Origin of the sequence: Microbulbifer sp. NBRC 101763, assembly GCF_040371615.1 — a bacterium.
Taxonomy (GTDB): Bacteria; Pseudomonadota; Gammaproteobacteria; order Pseudomonadales; family Cellvibrionaceae; genus Microbulbifer; species Microbulbifer variabilis.
Window position 1 is genome coordinate 165,277 of record NZ_BAABQV010000005.1, and the last position, 18,286, is coordinate 183,562.

The 18,286-nt window shown below is 51.2% G+C and carries 17 protein-coding genes; 1 reads left to right on the plus strand and 16 read right to left on the minus strand.

Going from position 1 to position 18,286, the window contains the following annotated elements:
* Nucleotides 1-32: 32 nt before the first annotated feature.
* From ABWV76_RS13570 to ABWV76_RS13640, 15 genes are all read right to left on the minus strand, one after another.
* Nucleotides 33-236 (minus strand): DUF2788 domain-containing protein, encoded by a 204-nt coding sequence (locus ABWV76_RS13570; protein WP_020412887.1) that lies wholly within the window; start codon nucleotides 234-236, stop codon nucleotides 33-35.
* A 109-nt stretch (nucleotides 237-345) separates the two neighbouring features.
* On the minus strand, nucleotides 346-618 hold the full coding sequence (locus ABWV76_RS13575) for a hypothetical protein (RefSeq protein ID WP_020412888.1): 273 nt from the start codon (nucleotides 616-618) through the stop codon (nucleotides 346-348).
* A 204-nt stretch (nucleotides 619-822) separates the two neighbouring features.
* Complete coding sequence (locus tag ABWV76_RS13580) at nucleotides 823-1,308, minus strand: type II secretion system protein M (protein WP_020412889.1); 486 nt, start codon at nucleotides 1,306-1,308, stop codon at nucleotides 823-825.
* A 45-nt stretch (nucleotides 1,309-1,353) separates the two neighbouring features.
* On the minus strand, nucleotides 1,354-2,688 hold the full coding sequence (gene gspL / locus ABWV76_RS13585) for a type II secretion system protein GspL (protein WP_353376243.1): 1,335 nt from the start codon (nucleotides 2,686-2,688) through the stop codon (nucleotides 1,354-1,356).
* A 17-nt stretch (nucleotides 2,689-2,705) separates the two neighbouring features.
* Nucleotides 2,706-3,695, minus strand: coding sequence for a type II secretion system minor pseudopilin GspK (gene gspK, locus ABWV76_RS13590; RefSeq protein WP_353376244.1), 990 nt, complete (start codon nucleotides 3,693-3,695; stop codon nucleotides 2,706-2,708).
* 22 nt (nucleotides 3,696-3,717) lie between these two features.
* Nucleotides 3,718-4,431, minus strand: coding sequence for a type II secretion system minor pseudopilin GspJ (gene gspJ, locus ABWV76_RS13595; RefSeq protein WP_353376245.1), 714 nt, complete (start codon nucleotides 4,429-4,431; stop codon nucleotides 3,718-3,720).
* Nucleotides 4,432-4,436: 5 nt separating this feature from the next.
* The gene (gspI, locus tag ABWV76_RS13600; protein WP_020412893.1) at nucleotides 4,437-4,820 is read right to left on the minus strand and encodes a type II secretion system minor pseudopilin GspI; all 384 of its coding nucleotides are present in this window, start codon (nucleotides 4,818-4,820) and stop codon (nucleotides 4,437-4,439) included.
* Nucleotides 4,810-5,397: a type II secretion system minor pseudopilin GspH gene (gene gspH / locus ABWV76_RS13605; RefSeq protein WP_020412894.1), complete on the minus strand. Its 588-nt coding sequence runs from the start codon at nucleotides 5,395-5,397 to the stop codon at nucleotides 4,810-4,812. Before gspH ends, gspI begins: the two co-directional genes overlap by 11 nt.
* A 21-nt stretch (nucleotides 5,398-5,418) precedes the next feature.
* Nucleotides 5,419-5,847, minus strand: coding sequence for a type II secretion system major pseudopilin GspG (gene gspG, locus ABWV76_RS13610; protein WP_020412895.1), 429 nt, complete (start codon nucleotides 5,845-5,847; stop codon nucleotides 5,419-5,421).
* A gap of 187 nt (nucleotides 5,848-6,034) precedes the next feature.
* The gene (gspF, locus tag ABWV76_RS13615; RefSeq protein WP_020412896.1) at nucleotides 6,035-7,252 is read right to left on the minus strand and encodes a type II secretion system inner membrane protein GspF; all 1,218 of its coding nucleotides are present in this window, start codon (nucleotides 7,250-7,252) and stop codon (nucleotides 6,035-6,037) included.
* A gap of 2 nt (nucleotides 7,253-7,254) precedes the next feature.
* Nucleotides 7,255-8,751 (minus strand): type II secretion system ATPase GspE, encoded by a 1,497-nt coding sequence (gene gspE / locus ABWV76_RS13620; protein ID WP_020412897.1) that lies wholly within the window; start codon nucleotides 8,749-8,751, stop codon nucleotides 7,255-7,257.
* Nucleotides 8,748-10,775, minus strand: coding sequence for a type II secretion system secretin GspD (gene gspD / locus ABWV76_RS13625; RefSeq protein WP_020412898.1), 2,028 nt, complete (start codon nucleotides 10,773-10,775; stop codon nucleotides 8,748-8,750). Before gspD ends, gspE begins: the two co-directional genes overlap by 4 nt.
* Before the next feature lie 58 nt (nucleotides 10,776-10,833).
* Entirely contained in the window at nucleotides 10,834-11,517 is a 684-nt protein-coding gene (locus ABWV76_RS13630; protein WP_353376246.1) for a type II secretion system protein N, read from the minus strand.
* A gap of 210 nt (nucleotides 11,518-11,727) precedes the next feature.
* Nucleotides 11,728-12,657 (minus strand): electron transfer flavoprotein subunit alpha/FixB family protein, encoded by a 930-nt coding sequence (locus ABWV76_RS13635; RefSeq protein ID WP_353376247.1) that lies wholly within the window; start codon nucleotides 12,655-12,657, stop codon nucleotides 11,728-11,730.
* The gene (locus ABWV76_RS13640) at nucleotides 12,657-13,406 is read right to left on the minus strand and encodes an electron transfer flavoprotein subunit beta/FixA family protein (protein WP_353376248.1); all 750 of its coding nucleotides are present in this window, start codon (nucleotides 13,404-13,406) and stop codon (nucleotides 12,657-12,659) included. The genes ABWV76_RS13635 and ABWV76_RS13640 overlap by 1 nt, the downstream gene beginning before the upstream one ends.
* Nucleotides 13,407-13,759: 353 nt before the next feature.
* On the opposite strand from ABWV76_RS13640, the gene ABWV76_RS13645 reads away from it, so the two are divergent.
* The gene (locus ABWV76_RS13645) at nucleotides 13,760-15,397 is read left to right on the plus strand and encodes an electron transfer flavoprotein-ubiquinone oxidoreductase (protein WP_502914805.1); all 1,638 of its coding nucleotides are present in this window, start codon (nucleotides 13,760-13,762) and stop codon (nucleotides 15,395-15,397) included.
* Between the two features lie 134 nt (nucleotides 15,398-15,531).
* Here ABWV76_RS13645 and ABWV76_RS13650 read toward each other — a convergent pair whose 3' ends face one another.
* Nucleotides 15,532-18,261, minus strand: a complete 2,730-nt coding sequence (locus ABWV76_RS13650; RefSeq protein WP_353376249.1) for a TonB-dependent receptor domain-containing protein — start codon at nucleotides 18,259-18,261, stop codon at nucleotides 15,532-15,534.
* Nucleotides 18,262-18,286: the final 25 nt, after the last annotated feature.

Genomic DNA, 18,286 nt, shown 5'->3' on the forward strand with positions numbered 1-18,286 from the left:
GGGAGATTGGGTATATAGTGACATAAAAGTCCCTACCCTATCCCAAGCACTTCAACCAGTACTGTTTTTATAATAAATCCAAGCAATCCGAGACCCAGTGCCAAAAACAGGATAAAGGTTCCGAACCTCCCCGCCTTGGAATCCTTAGCGAGGTTCCAGACGATAAACACCATAAACATGATAAGTGCGCCGATTCCCAACCACAGGGAATACTCTTCAAACTGCTCAAAAGTCATGCGGATCTTCACTTAAAAAATTGGCGCGCATTGTACAGTGCTTAGTGACTACTGATAAGGCTTGCCAGAATACGGTCAGCCAGCGCTCCCCCCGGACATGACTAACTATTCACGCCCCTTGATAGTAGTCACCATCCTCCTGGGCGTGAGTGCCACAGCGCAAACGGCGCACCTCCTTCTCACGATAACGACTATCGTGCCAGCAACGAGGCAGCGGCTCACCAGACAGAAAGCACAGGTCAGTTTTGTCGAAAACCTCTGGATCCTGGATCTCCTCACCCCAGAGATAGCGGCCAACCACAGTTAACTCATAGGGATTTGAAAGCGTGACAACGTCAGCCACCTCAACCAAATGCTTGGTAGTTACATCTTTAAAAAGCATAGTGGCACCTATTTCCTCTTTCACACTTCAGTATAGGGCCTTTAGCGGCTATTCCGGCTAAATCTATATGCTTGTGGGCCGAAAATCCGGGATGAGGAGCAGAACGCCCTACCCAAAAGGTATTCATTACAGAGGTATGCTGGGAAAGTCTTCCCGCTAAAAACCGACAGTGATCACTGGCGGCTTAAGCGGGAGCAGATAGGATTATCCTTCTATTGTCAGGCGAGCGGAGACCATACCTTGCTCAGCGAGCGCATCCAGATTGATAGTACGCACCGATAGCTTCTCTTTCATCAGCTGGTTGAGCCATGGCTGCAGATCCTGGTAACGCACCTCCTCAATCCAGAGGCGGATACGATTCTCCCCCTCCGGCTCAAAGCGCTTAATGGTAATCCGGTTGTTCTTTGCCGCAGTGGTCACCCTTTGCAAAAGAGTGCCCGACGCATTGCCAGCGGAACTATTAGGCTTGATCCGGGCAAGTACCGGACGCTGGGACTCCATCCATTGCACTAGCTCCTGGGCTTCTTCAGCGCGACTGCGAGACTCCTCAAAAAAGCCCTTGGCAGGACTGTAGAGGCCGTAGACTATAAACAGGCCCCCAGCAAAAACAGCGAGAAGAGCGAGAGCGCGCTGGTCACTGGAAGACAGTGCCTGCCACTTCTGTTTCCACTGTTCAATTTGTTCTTTCATGCTTCAATAACTACCAATCTTATTCTGCACATCAATATGTCACTATCAGCGCACGCGCACCCGTCCGGATACACCTTTCTTCAGTTCATTGGCCCCGAGTAAGTCAGCTTTTAAGCCGTTACCAGACAACTTACTAACAAATGTATCAAGATCCGCCAGGTTAGAGGCCTGTAACTGCAACACCATTTCACCCCGCTGGCCATCAAAACGCAGGGATTGCAACTTGAGTTCCTTACCCCGTTGCTCTGTCCACACCTTACTCAGCTGTTGCATCTGTGTGGTAAAGGCGCCGCCTTGACTGCCCGCACTCTTAAGAAAACCATCCAACTGACGGCGCATTTGCGCGGAGGGTCGGGTATTGGGAAACAATTCAGTAAACATGGTGCGCGCCTGCTCTTCGGCCTTCCCAGCCTGCCACTGGAAATAAGCCCCTGCCCCCACAAAGAACAGCAGTTGGGCGGCAAAACAAAAAGTGGCAACTTTTGCTGGTTTCAGCCACCAGGCTCCTTCAACTTCTCCCCCTGAAAGCTGGTAGTCGCCGCTCAATAAACTACTGAGCTTGCCAGCTTTAAAGCGCTCCAGAAAAACCTCTTCCGGGGCTCGCTGGTTGCGCTGTAGACGATCAGCAAATAGCGTCTCCAGTTCGCCTACAAGCAGGTTATCACTCTCTTGCGCTCCCAAGAGCAGCAGGCTTTTCTCCTCAGCTTCATCCTCTACTTGCTCAGATTCTTCTAAGGGTTCGCTTTCCCCCAGTAAGGAACTGAGCATCGGCTGCAGGTATTCACGGCGAATTGAAAGCCCCTGCCCACTGTCTTGCCAGATATGCGCCTGTTCTCCATCTAGCCATAGAGCAAGATCGCCCTCGAGCAGACCGAGTAGCTGATATTCAGCAACCGCAGCCACCAGCGGCCACTGCAAGCGCTCAACCTGGCTGTGTAGCGCTTCCATTTTATCTTTGGCTATGGCATAGACACTGCAGAGATCACCATTCTGTGGCGTACAGACAAAATGCAAATCTTCAACGTCCTCCGCCAGATGCTCTTCCACCATATAGCCAATGGCATTGGCCTGCCGTCGTGCTGCTTTGGGAATAGTTTCCACACCGCTCCACACCCAGTTGCCAGGTAATAACAACAAGGCCTTGGCCCCATCGGCAAAGCTCAAGGGAGCAGTTTCCTGAGAGAACTCTGAAGTTTCAAATTCAGGGGTAAAAGCCGCAATAAATTCATCATCTAATGCAGCAGGCTGCCAGGCACCCCCCTGCCACTGATGGAGTGTGAGCTTTCTATCCGCATTTTCAGTGAGTCTCAGCATTACCAGCGATGGCTTTGGTGGATCCGCAGGCATGCCTATTTCATTCAGGCTTTTCTTTTTAAACATACGATCTTATTGACTACCTACTCTCGTTCTTCTGCCGTGCCGTCATAGTCGAGTAGCTCCTGCATCATTGCACCGGAAAATGTCCGGCGTTGGCGCTGCACTACTTTCACCGTTACTTCTCCGCCTTCCTCAAGCCGGAGCACAGTCTCCCAGTACTGGCGGTGGTCTTCGCCATCTCCCAATTGGACAGCGATACGCGCCAGAAAGTGCTGGCTATGGAATACAAACGAATCTGTCTTGGTGATATTGATTGAGGATAAGTCCCCAGAGTTACTAAAGACCTCTCCCGATTCACGAAGCTGTTCCAGTTTCGAAATACTTGCTGAAGGGTCAATCGCCTCTACCAGTTCTTGGGAGGCAAAATTGATATTGATCTTGGATCCGGTTTCCGGCAATGCACAGAGAAAAGGAGCAAGTTTTTGCCAATCCTCGGCTTCTATTCCCTGTACTGAAGACAATTCAGAAACATCACTGATCGAGGTATCCGGAGTACGGTGTGAGATATCCCTACCGAGATAGCCGTCATCTTCGGTTGCGGACGAGCGCGGTGTATCGTCGTCATCCACCCAATCGGCAATAATCACCGCCAACTCCGGTTTACCAGTGACATTACTCACCAATCTACGAAAAATATCAAACTGGTCATTAGCCGACCTATCAACAAGATTATTGACATTAAAACATGAATTTAAGTCTTTGATATTAATACGAATTTTTCCGTTATCGGGATTGAATTGCAACGCTGGAGAAGCCCAGGCCTCCAGAGCGTGGTCCGCTGCTTCCTCGGCTTCCTTATCCTCTTCAAAGTCTTTCAGCAGTGCCACCCGGCTCCAGGCTTCGGCCCCCTCAACAAACTCGGCCAGCTGGGTATTGGCAAGCAATGCGCCACTGCGATTAATGGATATTTGATCTCGAACGATCGCATGAGAGACCAAGGCAATAGCAATCACCATCACCAACAAGACAGTAATAAGTGCAACACCTCGCTGGCCACCAAGGATCTTCACAGTCGCCTCTCTTCGCACATGATTAATCGCCCCCACCAGGTTGAGAACCAGGGGGCTCTACGGTGGAGAAAGGAAAAACCCGGCGAATCTCACCGTACTGCCTGGTGAGTAAGACAAACTCAATGGCCTTAGGTAAGCGGGGGTCTGCGCCATTAGGTGGGTTATTGTCATTGGAAGCCGGGGGCCATTGCGAAACCCACGCTTCGCTCTCTGGGTCGAAATAGCGCAGGGTAAGGCTCTCAACCCCCATCATCAGGGGCTCAACAATAGGCTCGGAATCCGGCCCCCGATCCAGCACCTGCCAGCGGCTTCGCAGCAGTAGCGCGCCTGGATCTTCCTCCTCTGTAGTGCTGAAAGAATCGCGCTCGTCGGATTCCGGGTAGCCAATGCTGTACCCAAGGCGCTGCAGTTCCCCTCTGGGCTCAGCAGTCAGATTGGCCGCGCCCAGTCGGGTAAACTCGAATTCATCTTCATCCCCGCGCAGTGCTGGCTCATAGCCACTGTAGGCATTCTTGATCGGCCTTGCCGTCAGCTGGCGAAGATCATCTTCCAGGCGGTATAAAGCCATAGAAAAGCGGCGTAATTCCTCCGCACGCTGCTCAACTACATGGTCTGTACTTCTAAAAATATCCAGCAGGGAGAAGGAGCCGACGCTGATAATAGCTACCAATACCAGCACAACCATTACTTCGACCAGGGTGAAACCAGACTGCGCTTTTAGTTGGCGGATCATCATTGCAGCTACTCCTGTGCCGCCCAGGCATCCAGTGTCAGAGTCGGGTTCTCCGCATCGGGATAGCCCACTTCGATGGTGATATGGCGAAGGCGCTCTTCACTGGTTGCTTCAACTCTTGCGGTCACTTCCCATTCCCGCTCAGCAAAGGTCACCTCCTCCTTTTGCTCACCGACGGGTGGCCAGGGTGTTTGCAATCGCACTTGGGAAAGTATTTGTTGTGCCACCCAGTTGGCAGCGAGCCGCTCTTCCATAATGCGTTGCTGGCGCACACTGCGCTGCATGGCCTGCAACACACTGGCTGCGATTACCCCAAATATCACTAATGCAACCAGGACCTCCACCAGGGTAAATCCCCGCTGGGCAGAAAATCGTTGCGCACTAAAATTCATCAGCCTGCCATTCCAGCTGTAAACCGTAGAGGCTGTTGTAAGTAATTGTCGCGCCACGAGCGAAGTCACCCTCATCAACCAGGTACATCACCAGTTCCACAGGCAGGACCTCACCACTGGACAAGGCGACAAAATGTGGCTTCGCGCTTTCCTCATCCGAACTCTCCTCCTCGGCAAACTCGGTAGACTCTGTCGATGGAAGTTCTGCCCCGGCAATCACCTCAAGGCGTACATTGGGAGGGAGCTCGTGAAGCGCGAAGCGCTGGCTGCGCTTACCGGCAGCAGCATCCGGCGCCTGCCAGGTCATGGTGGCGGGATTAAAGCGCACCACAGTGTAGGATTCCGGTTCCAAAACCACGCCATAGTGGCTCTTATCGATCAAGGCGCGATCTGAGATCAACTGTAGCAAAGCGGAGAGACGCCTAACCTCACCTTCCCATACGCGCACGCCGGAGCTACCCAAAGACATAACCGCCATCCCGGCAAGAGAGGCGATGATCACAATCACCACCAGGATCTCCACCAGGGTAAAGCCCCGGTTACGCGTGAATTTCAGTTGATTTTTCCGGCTGTACATCAGTTGTCGCTTGAACCGGATTTACAGGTCAGCGGCAAAAATATCAGCGTACTCACCTTCACCACCCGGTTTGCCATCGGCACCCAGGGAGAACAGGTCGAAGGGACCAGAGCTGCCGGGGCTGATGTACTGGTATTCATTACCCCAAGGATCTTTCGGCGATTTCTTCAGGTAAGGCTCAGTCCAGTTCTTGGCCTCCGGGAAACCTGACGGACGGGAAACCAGTGCCTGCAAGCCCTGATCAGAGCTGGGATAAACGAAGTTATCCATACGGTACATATCAAGCGCTGTCTCGATTGCTCGCAGATCAACGCGAGCTGCTTTCATACGCGCCTCACCAGTCTTGCCGAGTACACTGGGCACGACCATGGCGCCAAGGACACCGAGGATTACGATCACTACCATGACCTCAATCAGAGTGAAGCCGCGATTTTTGCTTAGGTTTTGCATTTTTTTCTCCAAGTTCAGCCGTAAGCTGGGAACCCCAAGGGCCACAATATCCTTCGTGACCCCACTCTAAAATATTGACTCACTTCAAGGAAGGCATCCCCCTTCACCCGAGTCAGCAGGTATCAGAGAAACCCTGACAGAATCAGGATTAACAGGAGACACTGCCCCTAAGGCTTCTCTTTGAGCCTTACATGGCCAGTTCGTTCATGCCCATAATCGGCATCATAATAGCCATCACGATAAATAGTACGATAGCGGCCATCACCAGCAACATCAGGGGCTCGAACAAACTCACAAAAGCGGTAACCGCACCCTGTAAATCCTGCTCCTGGGACTCTGCCGCCCTTTGCAGCATCTCATCGAGGGTACCGGAGGATTCACCACTGGCAATCATGTAAACCATCATTGGTGGGAAATACCCGATATCTTCCAGCGCTCTGTGCAGGCTACCACCCTCGCGCACAGATTTCTGCGCGCCTTCCAATCTATCTTTCAGAAAATCATTGCTCATTACTCCGCCGGCAATGCCCATGGCCTGTACCAGCGGTACGCTACTCCCCGTTAAGATGGCCAGGGTTCCCACGTAGCGAGCGCTCTGGGCACCACGTACCATCCACCCTATTACCGGTAAATCCAGTAGGCGATGGTGGAAACGGTAACGTATTGCCGGGCGCTTCAGCAGAAAGACTATGCCTATGATGATGGCGCCTAATACCGGGGGCACCAACCAGCCCCAGGCAGAGATGAAGTCACTCAGGGTAACCAGGATTCTGGTAGGTACTGGCAATTCCTGGCCGGTACCAGTAAATACCTCGATCACATCGGGTACCACATACACCATCAGGCCGGTCACCACCAAGACACAAATAAACACCAGCACCGCTGGGTAGATCAGTGCCAGCTGAACTTTTTGCCGAAACTGCTGCTGGCCTTCCGTGTAGTCACCGAGGCGCTCCAGAACTGCGTCGAGATGACCAGAGTGTTCACCAGCCTCTACCGTGGCGCGGTAGAGCTTTGGAAAAGCGCGTGGGAAGCTCGCCAGGGCGAGAGCAAAACTATGCCCCTCCAGGATTTTGCCTCGAACCGCCAGAACAACCCTGCGAATTTTTTGGTTACGAGTTTGATTGGCGATTGCCCCGAGCGTCTCCTCAAGGGGAATACCGGCACGCAGCAAAGTGGCAATCTGACGTGTTAGCAGCGCCAAATTTTTAATGCTGAGGCCTGGGCTACCAGACATAAGTCCACCGGCACTCTTTTCAGATTGCTCAGTAGCAGGAGCCACATCCAGGGGTACCATCCCCTTGGCACGCAATTGTTGGCGCGCGGAGCGGGCACTATCCGCCTCAAGGGTTCCCTTGCTCTTCCGACCGGATGCCGCAAGGGCTGTATACTCAAAAGCTGCCACTTTCAGGACTCCTGGGTAACTCGCATCACTTCCTCAAGGGAAGTCCTACCCGCCAGAATCTTGGCGATACCATCATCACGGATGCTCGGCCCCAATTTACGCGCTTCGGCCACCAGTTTGCTTTCCGACGCACGATCGTGAATAAGCTGGCGCATCACCTCATTCAACGGTACCAGCTCATAGATGCCAATACGGCCGACATAACCGCTATGGTTACACTCCTCACAACCGTTGGGGCGATAAATAATGGTTTCCGCATTTGGGTCCACACCGAGCACTTGCCGCTCGTTTTCATCGGCCACATGGGGCTGTTTACACTCTGGGCAAAGTACCCGCACCAAGCGCTGCGCGAGCACACCAATCACGCTCGATGACAGCAAAAAGGGCTCGATTCCCATATCCACAAGTCGGGTCACTGCGCCAAGCGCGGTATTGGTATGCAGCGTGGATAATACCAAGTGGCCGGTCAAACTTGCCTGAATGGCGATTTGCATTGTTTCGAGGTCACGGATCTCACCCACCATCACCACATCGGGATCCTGGCGCAGAATTGCCCGCAAACCGCGAGCAAAAGTCATATCCGCCTTGGTATTCACCTGGGTTTGGCCCACACCTTCCAGGTTGTATTCCACTGGGTCTTCAACCGTAAGGATATTTTTCTCACGGCTGTTAATACTGCCAAGGCCAGCATATAAGGTTGTGGTTTTACCCGAGCCTGTAGGTCCGGTTACCAAAATAATGCCGTGGGGATGGGAAAGCAGTTCCGTCATTACACTGAGATCGCGCTGTGCCATTCCCAGCTTGCTCAGGTCCATCTTGCCAGCCTGCTTATCCAGAAGACGCATAACCACACGCTCCCCCGCAGAAGAAGGCATTGTGGATACACGTACATCCACTTCGCGTCCAGCCATCAAAAGAGAAATACGGCCATCCTGGGGAACACGCTTTTCCGCGATATCCAGCTTGGCCATAACCTTAATCCGGGAGACCAGTAAAGGCGCCAGTGCACGGCGAGGCTGCAGTACCTCCCGCAGGACGCCATCAACCCTAAAGCGCACAACCAGCCGCTTCTCAAATGTCTCAATATGGATATCCGAGGCGCCCTGTTTAAGCGACTCGGCGAAAATTGCGTTGATCAGCTTAACGATAGGTGCATCGTCTTCCTGCTCCAACAGATCTTCAGTTTCCGGCAACGAATCTGCAACCGCGGCAAGATCCAAATCCTCACCAAGCCCCTCCACTTCCGAGAGGTTTCCTCCTTCACGGTTTTCATACAGTCGCTGTAGAGCAACCTGGAAAGCCTCTTCCTCGACGGCCTCCAGGCTCACCACAGCACCATTGATTCGCTGTACCTCGGCAACAGCCGAGGGATTCAACGGGGCCACATACTGGCATATAGGCTGGCCTTCCTGCTCCACTAACAGAACCCTGTGACGCTTGGCGAAAGCGTATGGAAGGCGGCGAATTATTGGAGTTCCTGTTCCTAGTTCAGCCGTCATTTAGATTCTTCGACCTCCAGCACCTCAACATCAACCTCACCTGGCACCCCCTCCAGGGCTTCCTCCAGGTTATCAACAGCATTGATAGAACCATCTACCGGGGCCGGGCTTTCGTTATAGGTTCCTGTTGGCGGCATTAAGTCAGGCAATGCATCTCCACGGTGCCAATCCCACAGCAGGCTTGTACGATCTTTGATATAGATCTGCTTCTGCTGCAGATCCATGTAACGTTTGCGGGTTTCCTCGTAACCTGCCACTTGCGTACTCAGGATCTTCGGCTTCAGGAACACCATCAAATTAGTTTTGAAGACTTCCTTTTTATTATTGCGGAACAGGCGGCCTATCCCTGGGATATCCCCTAACAGGGGTACCTTTTGCACAGAGTCTTTAACGGTATCTTCAATTAATCCACCCAGTACAAGTATTGCACCATCGTCGATGAGTACCTTGGTGCGTATTTCCCGCTTGCTAGTAATAATATCCGAAGCCCCGACAGCAGCATCAGCCGCGGCCGAAGCAAGGTTTTCAACTTTTTGCTCAATTTCCAGGGTTACAGAGTTGTTATTATTTACCCTTGGAGTCACTTTCAGTGTGGTACCAATATCCTCACGCTGAATGGTGGTAAAGGGATCATCATTACTACCCGACAACAGCTGTTCACCGGTGATAAAAGGCACATTTTGACCAACGAGGATCTCAGCCTCCTCATTATCCAAAGCCATAATTGTTGGAGTGGAGAGGATATTCGTGTTGCCTGCAGTGGCAAGAGCATTCACTGCGACACGAAGGTCGGTGCCACTCAGGTAACCTAAATGTAATGCATTCGCCCCAGTTAGACTTTCAAGAGGTAGTGAGAAAGGGTTGATATTTCCATCGGCATCTTTAGCCGGAAGGTTATTCCAGCCGGCAACAACATTATCATCCGCCCCAGCAATCCAGCTGATACCCAGCTCGTTATTGGTATTTTCATTAACCTCAACAATAATCGCTTCGATCAACACCTGAGCACGACGCACATCCAGACGAGCGATAACACCTTTCATGGTTTCCAGCAGTGCTGGTGGGGCAGTAAGAACCAAAGCATTGAGTGATTCATTGACTTGGATACTGACTTCAACATTCGCCGCCTGCTGATCTTTCTCAGTGTTCTGAATACTGCCACTCATACCTTCCAGGATTGGCTTGAGGTCTGCAGCATTAGAGTACTGGATATAAACCACCGCAGTATTGCCATCTCCATCCAGCGGCTGGTCAAGGCGAGCAATAACAGACCTGATCTGCTGGCGAGTTACCGGGTCACCGGTCAACAAAATACTATTGGAGCGTTCATCCACGGCAATACGCAACGGTTGTACTTCCTTACCAGCCCCTTTACCACCACCCGACTGCAAAAGATCGGTGAGAATCTGCTTGACCTCTTTTGCGGAGGCAAACATCAAGGGCACGACTTCAATATCAATTGCACCAGCACGGTCCAATTGATTAACCAACCTTACGATCTGGTCAATATTAGCTGCGCGATCCGCAATAATCAGGGTATTGGTATCAGCGTAAGCCGCTAGATGGCCAGTCTGAGGAATCAGGGGGCGCAGCATGGCAATCAATTGCGATGCGGAAATATTTTCCACCCGCACAGTACGGACTACCAGAGACTCAGCCGGCGCACGGGTGTTGGCATCAGCTACAGGAATCGCTTGCTGTTTTGCTAATGCATCAGGCACTACTTTCCAGGTTCCGCCCTGCTCTACAAGACTAAAACCATTTACCTGAAGCACCGACATAAAAACATCGAAGGCTTCTTCATGGGTCATGGGATCACCGGCAACAACGGTGACTTTTCCCTTGACATTGGGGTGAACAATAATATTTTTTCCGGTGAAATCCGCAGCCCAGTTAATCAGGTCACGAACATCCGCATTATCGAGAGAAAGGGTTACCCTCTCCGGGCCTTGAGCCAGCGTTGCAGTAGACACAAAAAAACCAAATCCGACCGCAATCAGCCGTCGATAAAACATCTTCATCATTATTTATCTGGCTCTAGTAAATGTTCAAAAAACTCAAAACAATCTAGGTTGACAGTTTTTATTGGGGCTGACGTTGCGCTCGCCGTTCGCGAGCAAGTTCACGCAGCTTTTCCATCCGCTCCCGAATACTCTGCTGATTTTCTCCACGCTGCGCAGTATTACTGCTTCGGCTACTCTTGCGAGCAAGGCTGGAGTAATTCTTAAGCGGAACATTCGGTCGACCATCCACTTCTGGATAGGTCAGTTTTTCCATCCTGCCATTACGACGAAGAACTACATGATCTACCTCAACAGAATAAAGTTCTGCGCCACCCGGCAGAGAATCCCCTACATACAAACGCTTCGCAGGTTTTCCTTTTTCGGCCACAAGTGCGCTAGCTTTTTTCTTGTCACTACTGTCTAAAACGCCAGATAAGACAATATTCAATTGGGTGATAGGGAGATTGGAAAGATCGACTTCAGGGACGTCTACTTTTTCCTTGGCATCGGCGAGGCCAAAGAAAGGGGTATTTGGTATCGAAGCGGCCTGGGGCGCACTCACTCTGGAGTTCTTGCGCTCAGCCAGCAGAGATTCTTCAGTTTCTGCAGGAATAAACAGGGAACCATAGGCGAACAGGTTGCCAGAGACCCAAAGCAGACCCACTGCGGATGCCGCCATGGTGCCGCGGGAAATCGCCTTTCGCGACTCACCCTGGCCAAAACCGGTGCCAACTGAGCCAAAGGCTCGCTTTAATGGGGACATGAACATACCCACATACAAGTTCAACTTTTTTGAGGTTATTGGTTTTTGACGCCTATTTTGTTGCCTAAGTCTTTGAAAGGCAACGCTCCTGCCCAGTTAAACGCTGCAAACCTTAAATTCGTCCCCGAAATTGCACACTAGTTCCGCCTCAAATAAAAAAGGCGGCTACCCGCCGCCTTTTCCAATACTGGTCAGTATAGTAATCAAGGATTACAGCTTTGCTTCAAGCTCGGGAACAGCTTCAAACAAATCAGCGACCAGACCGTAATCGGCAACGGAGAAGATCGGGGCTTCTTCGTCTTTGTTGATCGCAACAATCACCTTGGAATCCTTCATACCTGCCAGGTGCTGGATAGCGCCGGAGATACCGACAGCAATGTACAAATCGGGAGCGACGATCTTACCGGTTTGACCAACCTGCATATCGTTGGGAACAAAACCGGCATCTACAGCAGCGCGAGAGGCACCAACCGCTGCACCAAGCTTGTCAGCCAGCTTGTACAGCATCTCAAAGTTGTCACCATTCTGCATTCCGCGCCCACCAGAAATGACCACACTAGCGGCAGTTAGTTCCGGACGATCGGATTTGGCGAGCTCTTCGCCGACAAAAGTTGAGACACCGGCATCATCAGCAATATCAACTGACTCAACGGCCGCACTACCACCTTCTACTGCAACAGCATCAAAAGCAGTGGTGCGAACGGAGATCACTTTGATAGCATCTGAACTCTGAACGGTTGCAATAACATTTCCTGCGTAGATCGGACGCTTGAACGTGTCAGCACTCTCTACAGCGATAATGTCGGAGATTGGCTGAACATCCAGAAGTGCGGCAGCACGCGGCAGCATGTTCTTGCCAGTGGTGGTGGCGGGAGCCAGGATGTGGCTGTAATCCTTACCTAGATCAGCTACTAATTTGGCAACATTTTCAGCCAGTTGGTGCTCATAGGCGGAATTATCAGCCAGCAGTACTTTACTTACACCTTCTACCTTTGCTGCAGCTTCTGCTACGGCAGCACAACCAGCGCCGGCAACCAGCACTGCGATATCACCACCAATAGCTTTGGCTGCGGCTACGGTGTTCAGCGTAGCGCCCTTCAGCTCGGCGTTGTCATGTTCAGCAATAACCAGGATGCTCATCAGATTACCTTCGCCTCGTTTTTCAGTTTCTCTACCAGTTCCGCAACGTCGGCTACTTTAACGCCTGCCTGACGCTCAGCCGGCGGCTCAACATTCAGGGTTTTGGTGCGAGGAGTAATATCTACACCCAGCTCATCTGGAGTAGTAGTATCGAGGGGCTTCTTCTTGGCCTTCATGATATTCGGCAGAGAAGCGTAGCGCGGCTCATTCAAGCGCAAGTCGGTGGTAACAATCGCAGGCAACTTCAGTTCAACCGTCTGCAGCCCGCCATCAATCTCACGGGTAACCTTAACGGCATCACCCTGCACAGCCACTTCAGAAGCGAAGGTGCCCTGCCCCATTCCAGTCAATGCGCCCAGCATTTGCCCGGTCTGGTTATTGTCACCATCGATGGATTGCTTACCCAGGATGACCATTTGAGGCTCTTCCTTATCAACAATCGCCTTCAGGCACTTGGCCACGGCCAGAGGCTGCAGCTCCGCATCGGTTTCTACCAATATGCCGCGGTCAGCACCCAGGGCCAGCGCAGTACGAATTTGCTCTTGGCATTGCTTGGAGCCCATGGAAACGGCGACTATCTCGCTGACAACGCCTTTTTCCTTCAAGCGTACCGCCTCTTCAACTGCGATTTCGCAAAAGGGGTTGATAGACATTTTGACGTTGGCTGTATCAACGTCAGTGCCGTCCGCCTTAGGGCGAACCTTGACGTTGTAGTCAACAACGCGTTTCACAGCTACAAGAACTTTCATGGAAATCCCGTCTTAAATAAGCTTTTTAACAGCCGCGACTGACGATTCACATCGCGAACGGATACGGTGTTCTGGTCAAACAAGTGTTTGAACGGCGTGTATGGTGGCGGTTCTATACGGCAAAATCAATAGTCAAATAGAAGTCATCACTGCCATTCACAAAATCTATTTCCAACCATTGGGGTAGTCTATCCCCTATTCCTAACCTGTTGAAATACAGCGCATTTGCCATAGCAAATGAATAGTCATGCAATTGGTAGGGTTGATTAAACGCCTATATAATCAGCCACCAATATAAATGATAAGGCCGGAATGGCCGCAAAAAGTTGAATGCAACTGCTGAGGAGAGTGCCGTGGAACGCGAATCAATGGAATACGATGTAGTGATCGTGGGTGCCGGCCCCGCCGGATTGGCAGCGGCCTGCCGTATTCGCCAGCTCAATGAAGACATCTCAGTATGTGTCGTGGAGAAGGGTTCCGAGGTCGGTGCCCACATTCTTTCGGGCGCAGTTTTTGAACCTACTGCCCTGAATGAACTTTTCCCTGATTGGAAAGAGCGCGACGCCCCACTGAACACCGAAGTCAAGGGCGATGACATCTACGTCCTGCGCAGCGATGAAAACTCCATTAAAGTGCCCAATATGTTTGTGCCCAGCACCATGCACAACGAAGGCAACTACATCATCAGCCTTGGAAATCTATGCCGCTGGCTGGCGGAGCAAGCAGAAAATCTGGGAGTGGAAATCTTCCCTGGGTTCGCCGCATCTGAAGTGCTTTATAATGAAGACGGATCCGTAAAAGGCATTGCTACAGGTGATATGGGAATCGGCCTGAATGGGGAGCAGAAAGACTCCTACATGCCCGGCATGGAACTGCACGCAAAGTACACACTTTTTGCCGAAGGCTGCCGTGGCCACCTGGGCAAACAGTTGATTGAGCGCTTCAAACTGGATGCCGATACCGACCCACAACACTACGGCATAGGCATAAAGGAAATCTGGAAAGTACCTGCTGAAAAACACCAACAGGGCTTGGTAGTTCACACCGCAGGCTGGCCTCTGGATCAAAGCAACACCCACGGTGGCGGCTTCCTTTACCACCTCGAGGACAACCAGGTAGTGGTCGGCCTGATTACTGATCTGGCCTACAGTAACCCACATGTCAGCCCCTTTGATGAGTTCCAGCGCTACAAGCACCACCCGGTGATTAAGCAATACCTGGAAGGTGGCGAGCGCGTGGCCTATGGCGCCCGAGCTATTGTTAAAGGCGGCCTACAGTCTCAGCCAAAAATGACTTTTCCTGGCGGGCTTCTAATAGGAGATAACGCCGGCACCCTGAACTTTGCCAAGATCAAGGGAAATCACACTGCGATGAAGTCTGGCATGATTGCTGCAGAATCCGTAGTGGAAGCTATTGCCACAGACCGCAACAGCGAGGAGCTGACCGATTATACCTCCAGGTATCGTGACAGCTGGGCCTGGAAAGAGCTACATATGCAGCGCAACTTCGGCCCTGCCCAACACAAGTGGGGCAACATCCTTGGCTCCGCTTATGCCTTTGTGGATATCAACCTGTTCAAAGGCAAGTTGCCCTGGACCTTGCGCGATACTAAGGCAGATCACGCTCAGCTCAAACCCGCAGCAGACTGTGCAAAAATTGACTACCCCAAACCCGACGGTGTACTTAGTTTTGATAAGCTGTCCTCTGTATTTATTTCCAACACAAATCACGAGGAAGATCAGCCCTGCCATCTGATCCTGAAGGATGCGGAGATTCCGCTGAACCACAACCTGCCAATCTATGACGAACCGGCACAGCGCTACTGCCCCGCCGGCGTATACGAAGTTGTTGAGGATGCCAACGGCAAGCGATTCCAGATAAATGCACAGAACTGTGTTCACTGTAAGACCTGTGACATTAAAGACCCAACCCAGAATATTGTTTGGGTTACTCCGGAAGGTGGCGGCGGTCCCAACTACCCAAATATGTGAACCCATCGACTTAAATGGCGCCTTCCGGCGCCATTTTTATATCTACTTTTTCACTTGAACTCTCTGCAACGTGAAAAAGTAGAGAAAATTCCTGCGGGCGAAAAAGAGGCAGCAGAAATTATTGAGAGAGAAGATCAGAATTTATATTGAGCGTTTATGGCAAAGGTCTGGCCCGGCTTTTCTTCAAAGACAATAACGCCATCTCGCTCAATCTCAATTGATTCATCCAGAAGGTTTTGCATCTTGGCCTTTATCGTCACCTCCTCAGTAGGGTGCCAGGAGTAAGTTAGGTCAAGCGAATGGAAAGGTTGCTCGTAAGAATCTGGATCCAAGTTACGGCCAGCCAGATGCAGGCGCTCTCCAAAAACGTTGTAACCCAGCGTCGCAGAGTGATTGCCATCAGGGCTGTCGAAACCCATCAACATATTCACAACGTATTCGGATGCTCCTGTCATTTCACGCACCGGATTCGTCGGAGCATCAGCCTCATCTCCAGCAACCAACTCGGTTTCCTGCAAGGTTACATTGCCCTGCACAAAGAAGCTCTCCATATTATCGCCAAGGAAACCAAGTTGCTTCATGCCTTCGATTTCAATACCGATAATCTTTCCAGACTCGGCATTAATAATCTCGCGAGCCACATTGGTATCACTGGAGGCAGCCTCGAAAAACTCAATTGGGTCAACCACATCCTTATAAAAAGCAGAAACTGTCAAACTGTCCCCGCTGTCAAAGAACCACTCAGCACGTAAATCATAATTGTTGATTTCTGAAGGCCTGACATCGGGGTTCCCTTTCACCTGCTCATCGGTAATAGGGTCAATATAGAACGCATCGGTAATTTCGCGAAGATCAGGCCGCACGGCTGTTTTTGAAACCCCCAAACGAAGCTGGAACGTCTCCGCCCAAAAAGACCCCATATAAGTCAGAGAGAAAGATGGGTAAATGTCATCTTCAGCATAAACAGCCTCCAGCAACTCATCCGGGTCAGCTGTTACTTGCGGGTCATCTATCGTGTAGCCATATGGGTTCCACTCAAGTGCCACCTGGCTGTAATCCTCCCAGCGTGCCCCTGCCGAAATTCGCCAAGCTTCATTGAACGTCCAATCGAATTTACCAAACACTGCATCTGTTGCCGTTGCAGCTAAATAGCTTTGCTTGTTGCTCCCCGCCAAGTCAAAAACAAAGTCATTATCGCCGCTGATAATATTATCATCACTAAATACTTCATCTAGGGGGCTGCCCAACACATCCCCATCGTTCACACTGAAAATATCCAAGCGTAGCTCAGTTTGCCTGTATGAGCGTCCCTTCTCTATCCTGGCAAAACCACCGCTTAACTCCAGGCTGGAAGTGGAAAATTCCAAAGGTAAGGTGGCCGACCAACCATAATTTTTAACGTCATCCTCAAGCTCTGTGAAGCGGAACCCCGCGCTTCGCGAGCCTGTACTGACCTTCGAACTCAACACTTCGCCTGTCGCAGGATCAGTAACCGTATCGGAAATAACATCCACCTGATTAGGAATATCCGTGGTCGCTGTCGCGTCCGAATAGAACCAGTCGAAAACCACCTCTTCCGGAACCCAGTTGAAAAAATCAAAAGGAAGGATAGCTTTGGTCTCAGGCCCCAAGGAGTGGCTACCCTTGACCTGATTCAGGGCCAACTCCCTCTCTTCATATTTCAACAAATACTCACGATAGCCAGAACCATCTGATACCTGACGATTTTCATTAAAGTAATCGGTGATAGAAGTTTCATCATCAGTGTTACGTAGAAAGAGGCTTGTATTTTCGATTACATGCTCATCCGCAAAGCGCAAACCTAAATTTAAGTTTCCGCTGATATCCACTGAGTATGTAGACTTGCTACGGTTGTTTAATTGCTCATTGGGAGCCCCGAAATTGCGCAGAGTTCTCTCAGATTCTCTCCACTCGCTTTTATATGAGGCACCAGCCAGAAGCCCCAACTCCCATTTATCACCGAGATAAAAACGATTACCTACACTCGCTTTCACATCACCATCAGGATCGCTGGACTCCTCTTCGATGGCAATATCACGATTAAGGTTTAGGGCCAGCTCACGATTTAGCCCCCGGGCTGCAGCATCAGCTTCCTGCTCACTGGAATACTGCTTTCCTTCCTCAATCAGAATTTTTCTAATATCAGAAATTCCCAAACCACCCCTGAAGCGCTTTAGCGCAACAGAGATTTCGCCCGGTAGCGCCCTGGTTCCGTCATCGGTTCCGAAGTGATCATTACCCCCTCCCCGATAGCTCAGAACTTCACCGCTGGTTTCTGAGTTGGCTCCTGTCCCCAATTCAATTGAATACGTAAGATCATCTGGAATCCCCTTTGTCCGAATATCCACATTTCCACCGCCAAAACTCGCGGCCTGGTCAGCAGAGTAACTTTTCTGTACAGCCAGCGAATCCACGATAGAGGTGGGAAATAGATCGAGGGGAATCACATTTCTCGTCAAGTCCGGTGAAGGTACCGTAGCGCCATTCAGCGTGGTACTGGAGTAACGCTCTCCCAATCCCCGCACATAAACAAATTTATCGCTCACTAGCGATAGTCCCGACACCCTGCGTAACGCCGCAGCCACCGTTGAGCCCCCTACCCGACCAATCATCTCAGCACCGAGGATGTCGGTGACCACCTCCTCTTCCAGGCGCTCACTAACCAGAGATTCCGCCGAGTCCCTTAAACGCCCCTGGACCATTACTTCTTCAAGACTTTGTATCGAACCGGTCTCTTTTTCCACAAGATCTGCATCCTGGGCAATTACACCAGGAGCAATAGCAGTGGCCGCGGCAATAGCCATTACCAGCGGCACCCTCTGAAAATTTTCATATTTAGCCATCACATAGGCCTCTTATCATTCCCAT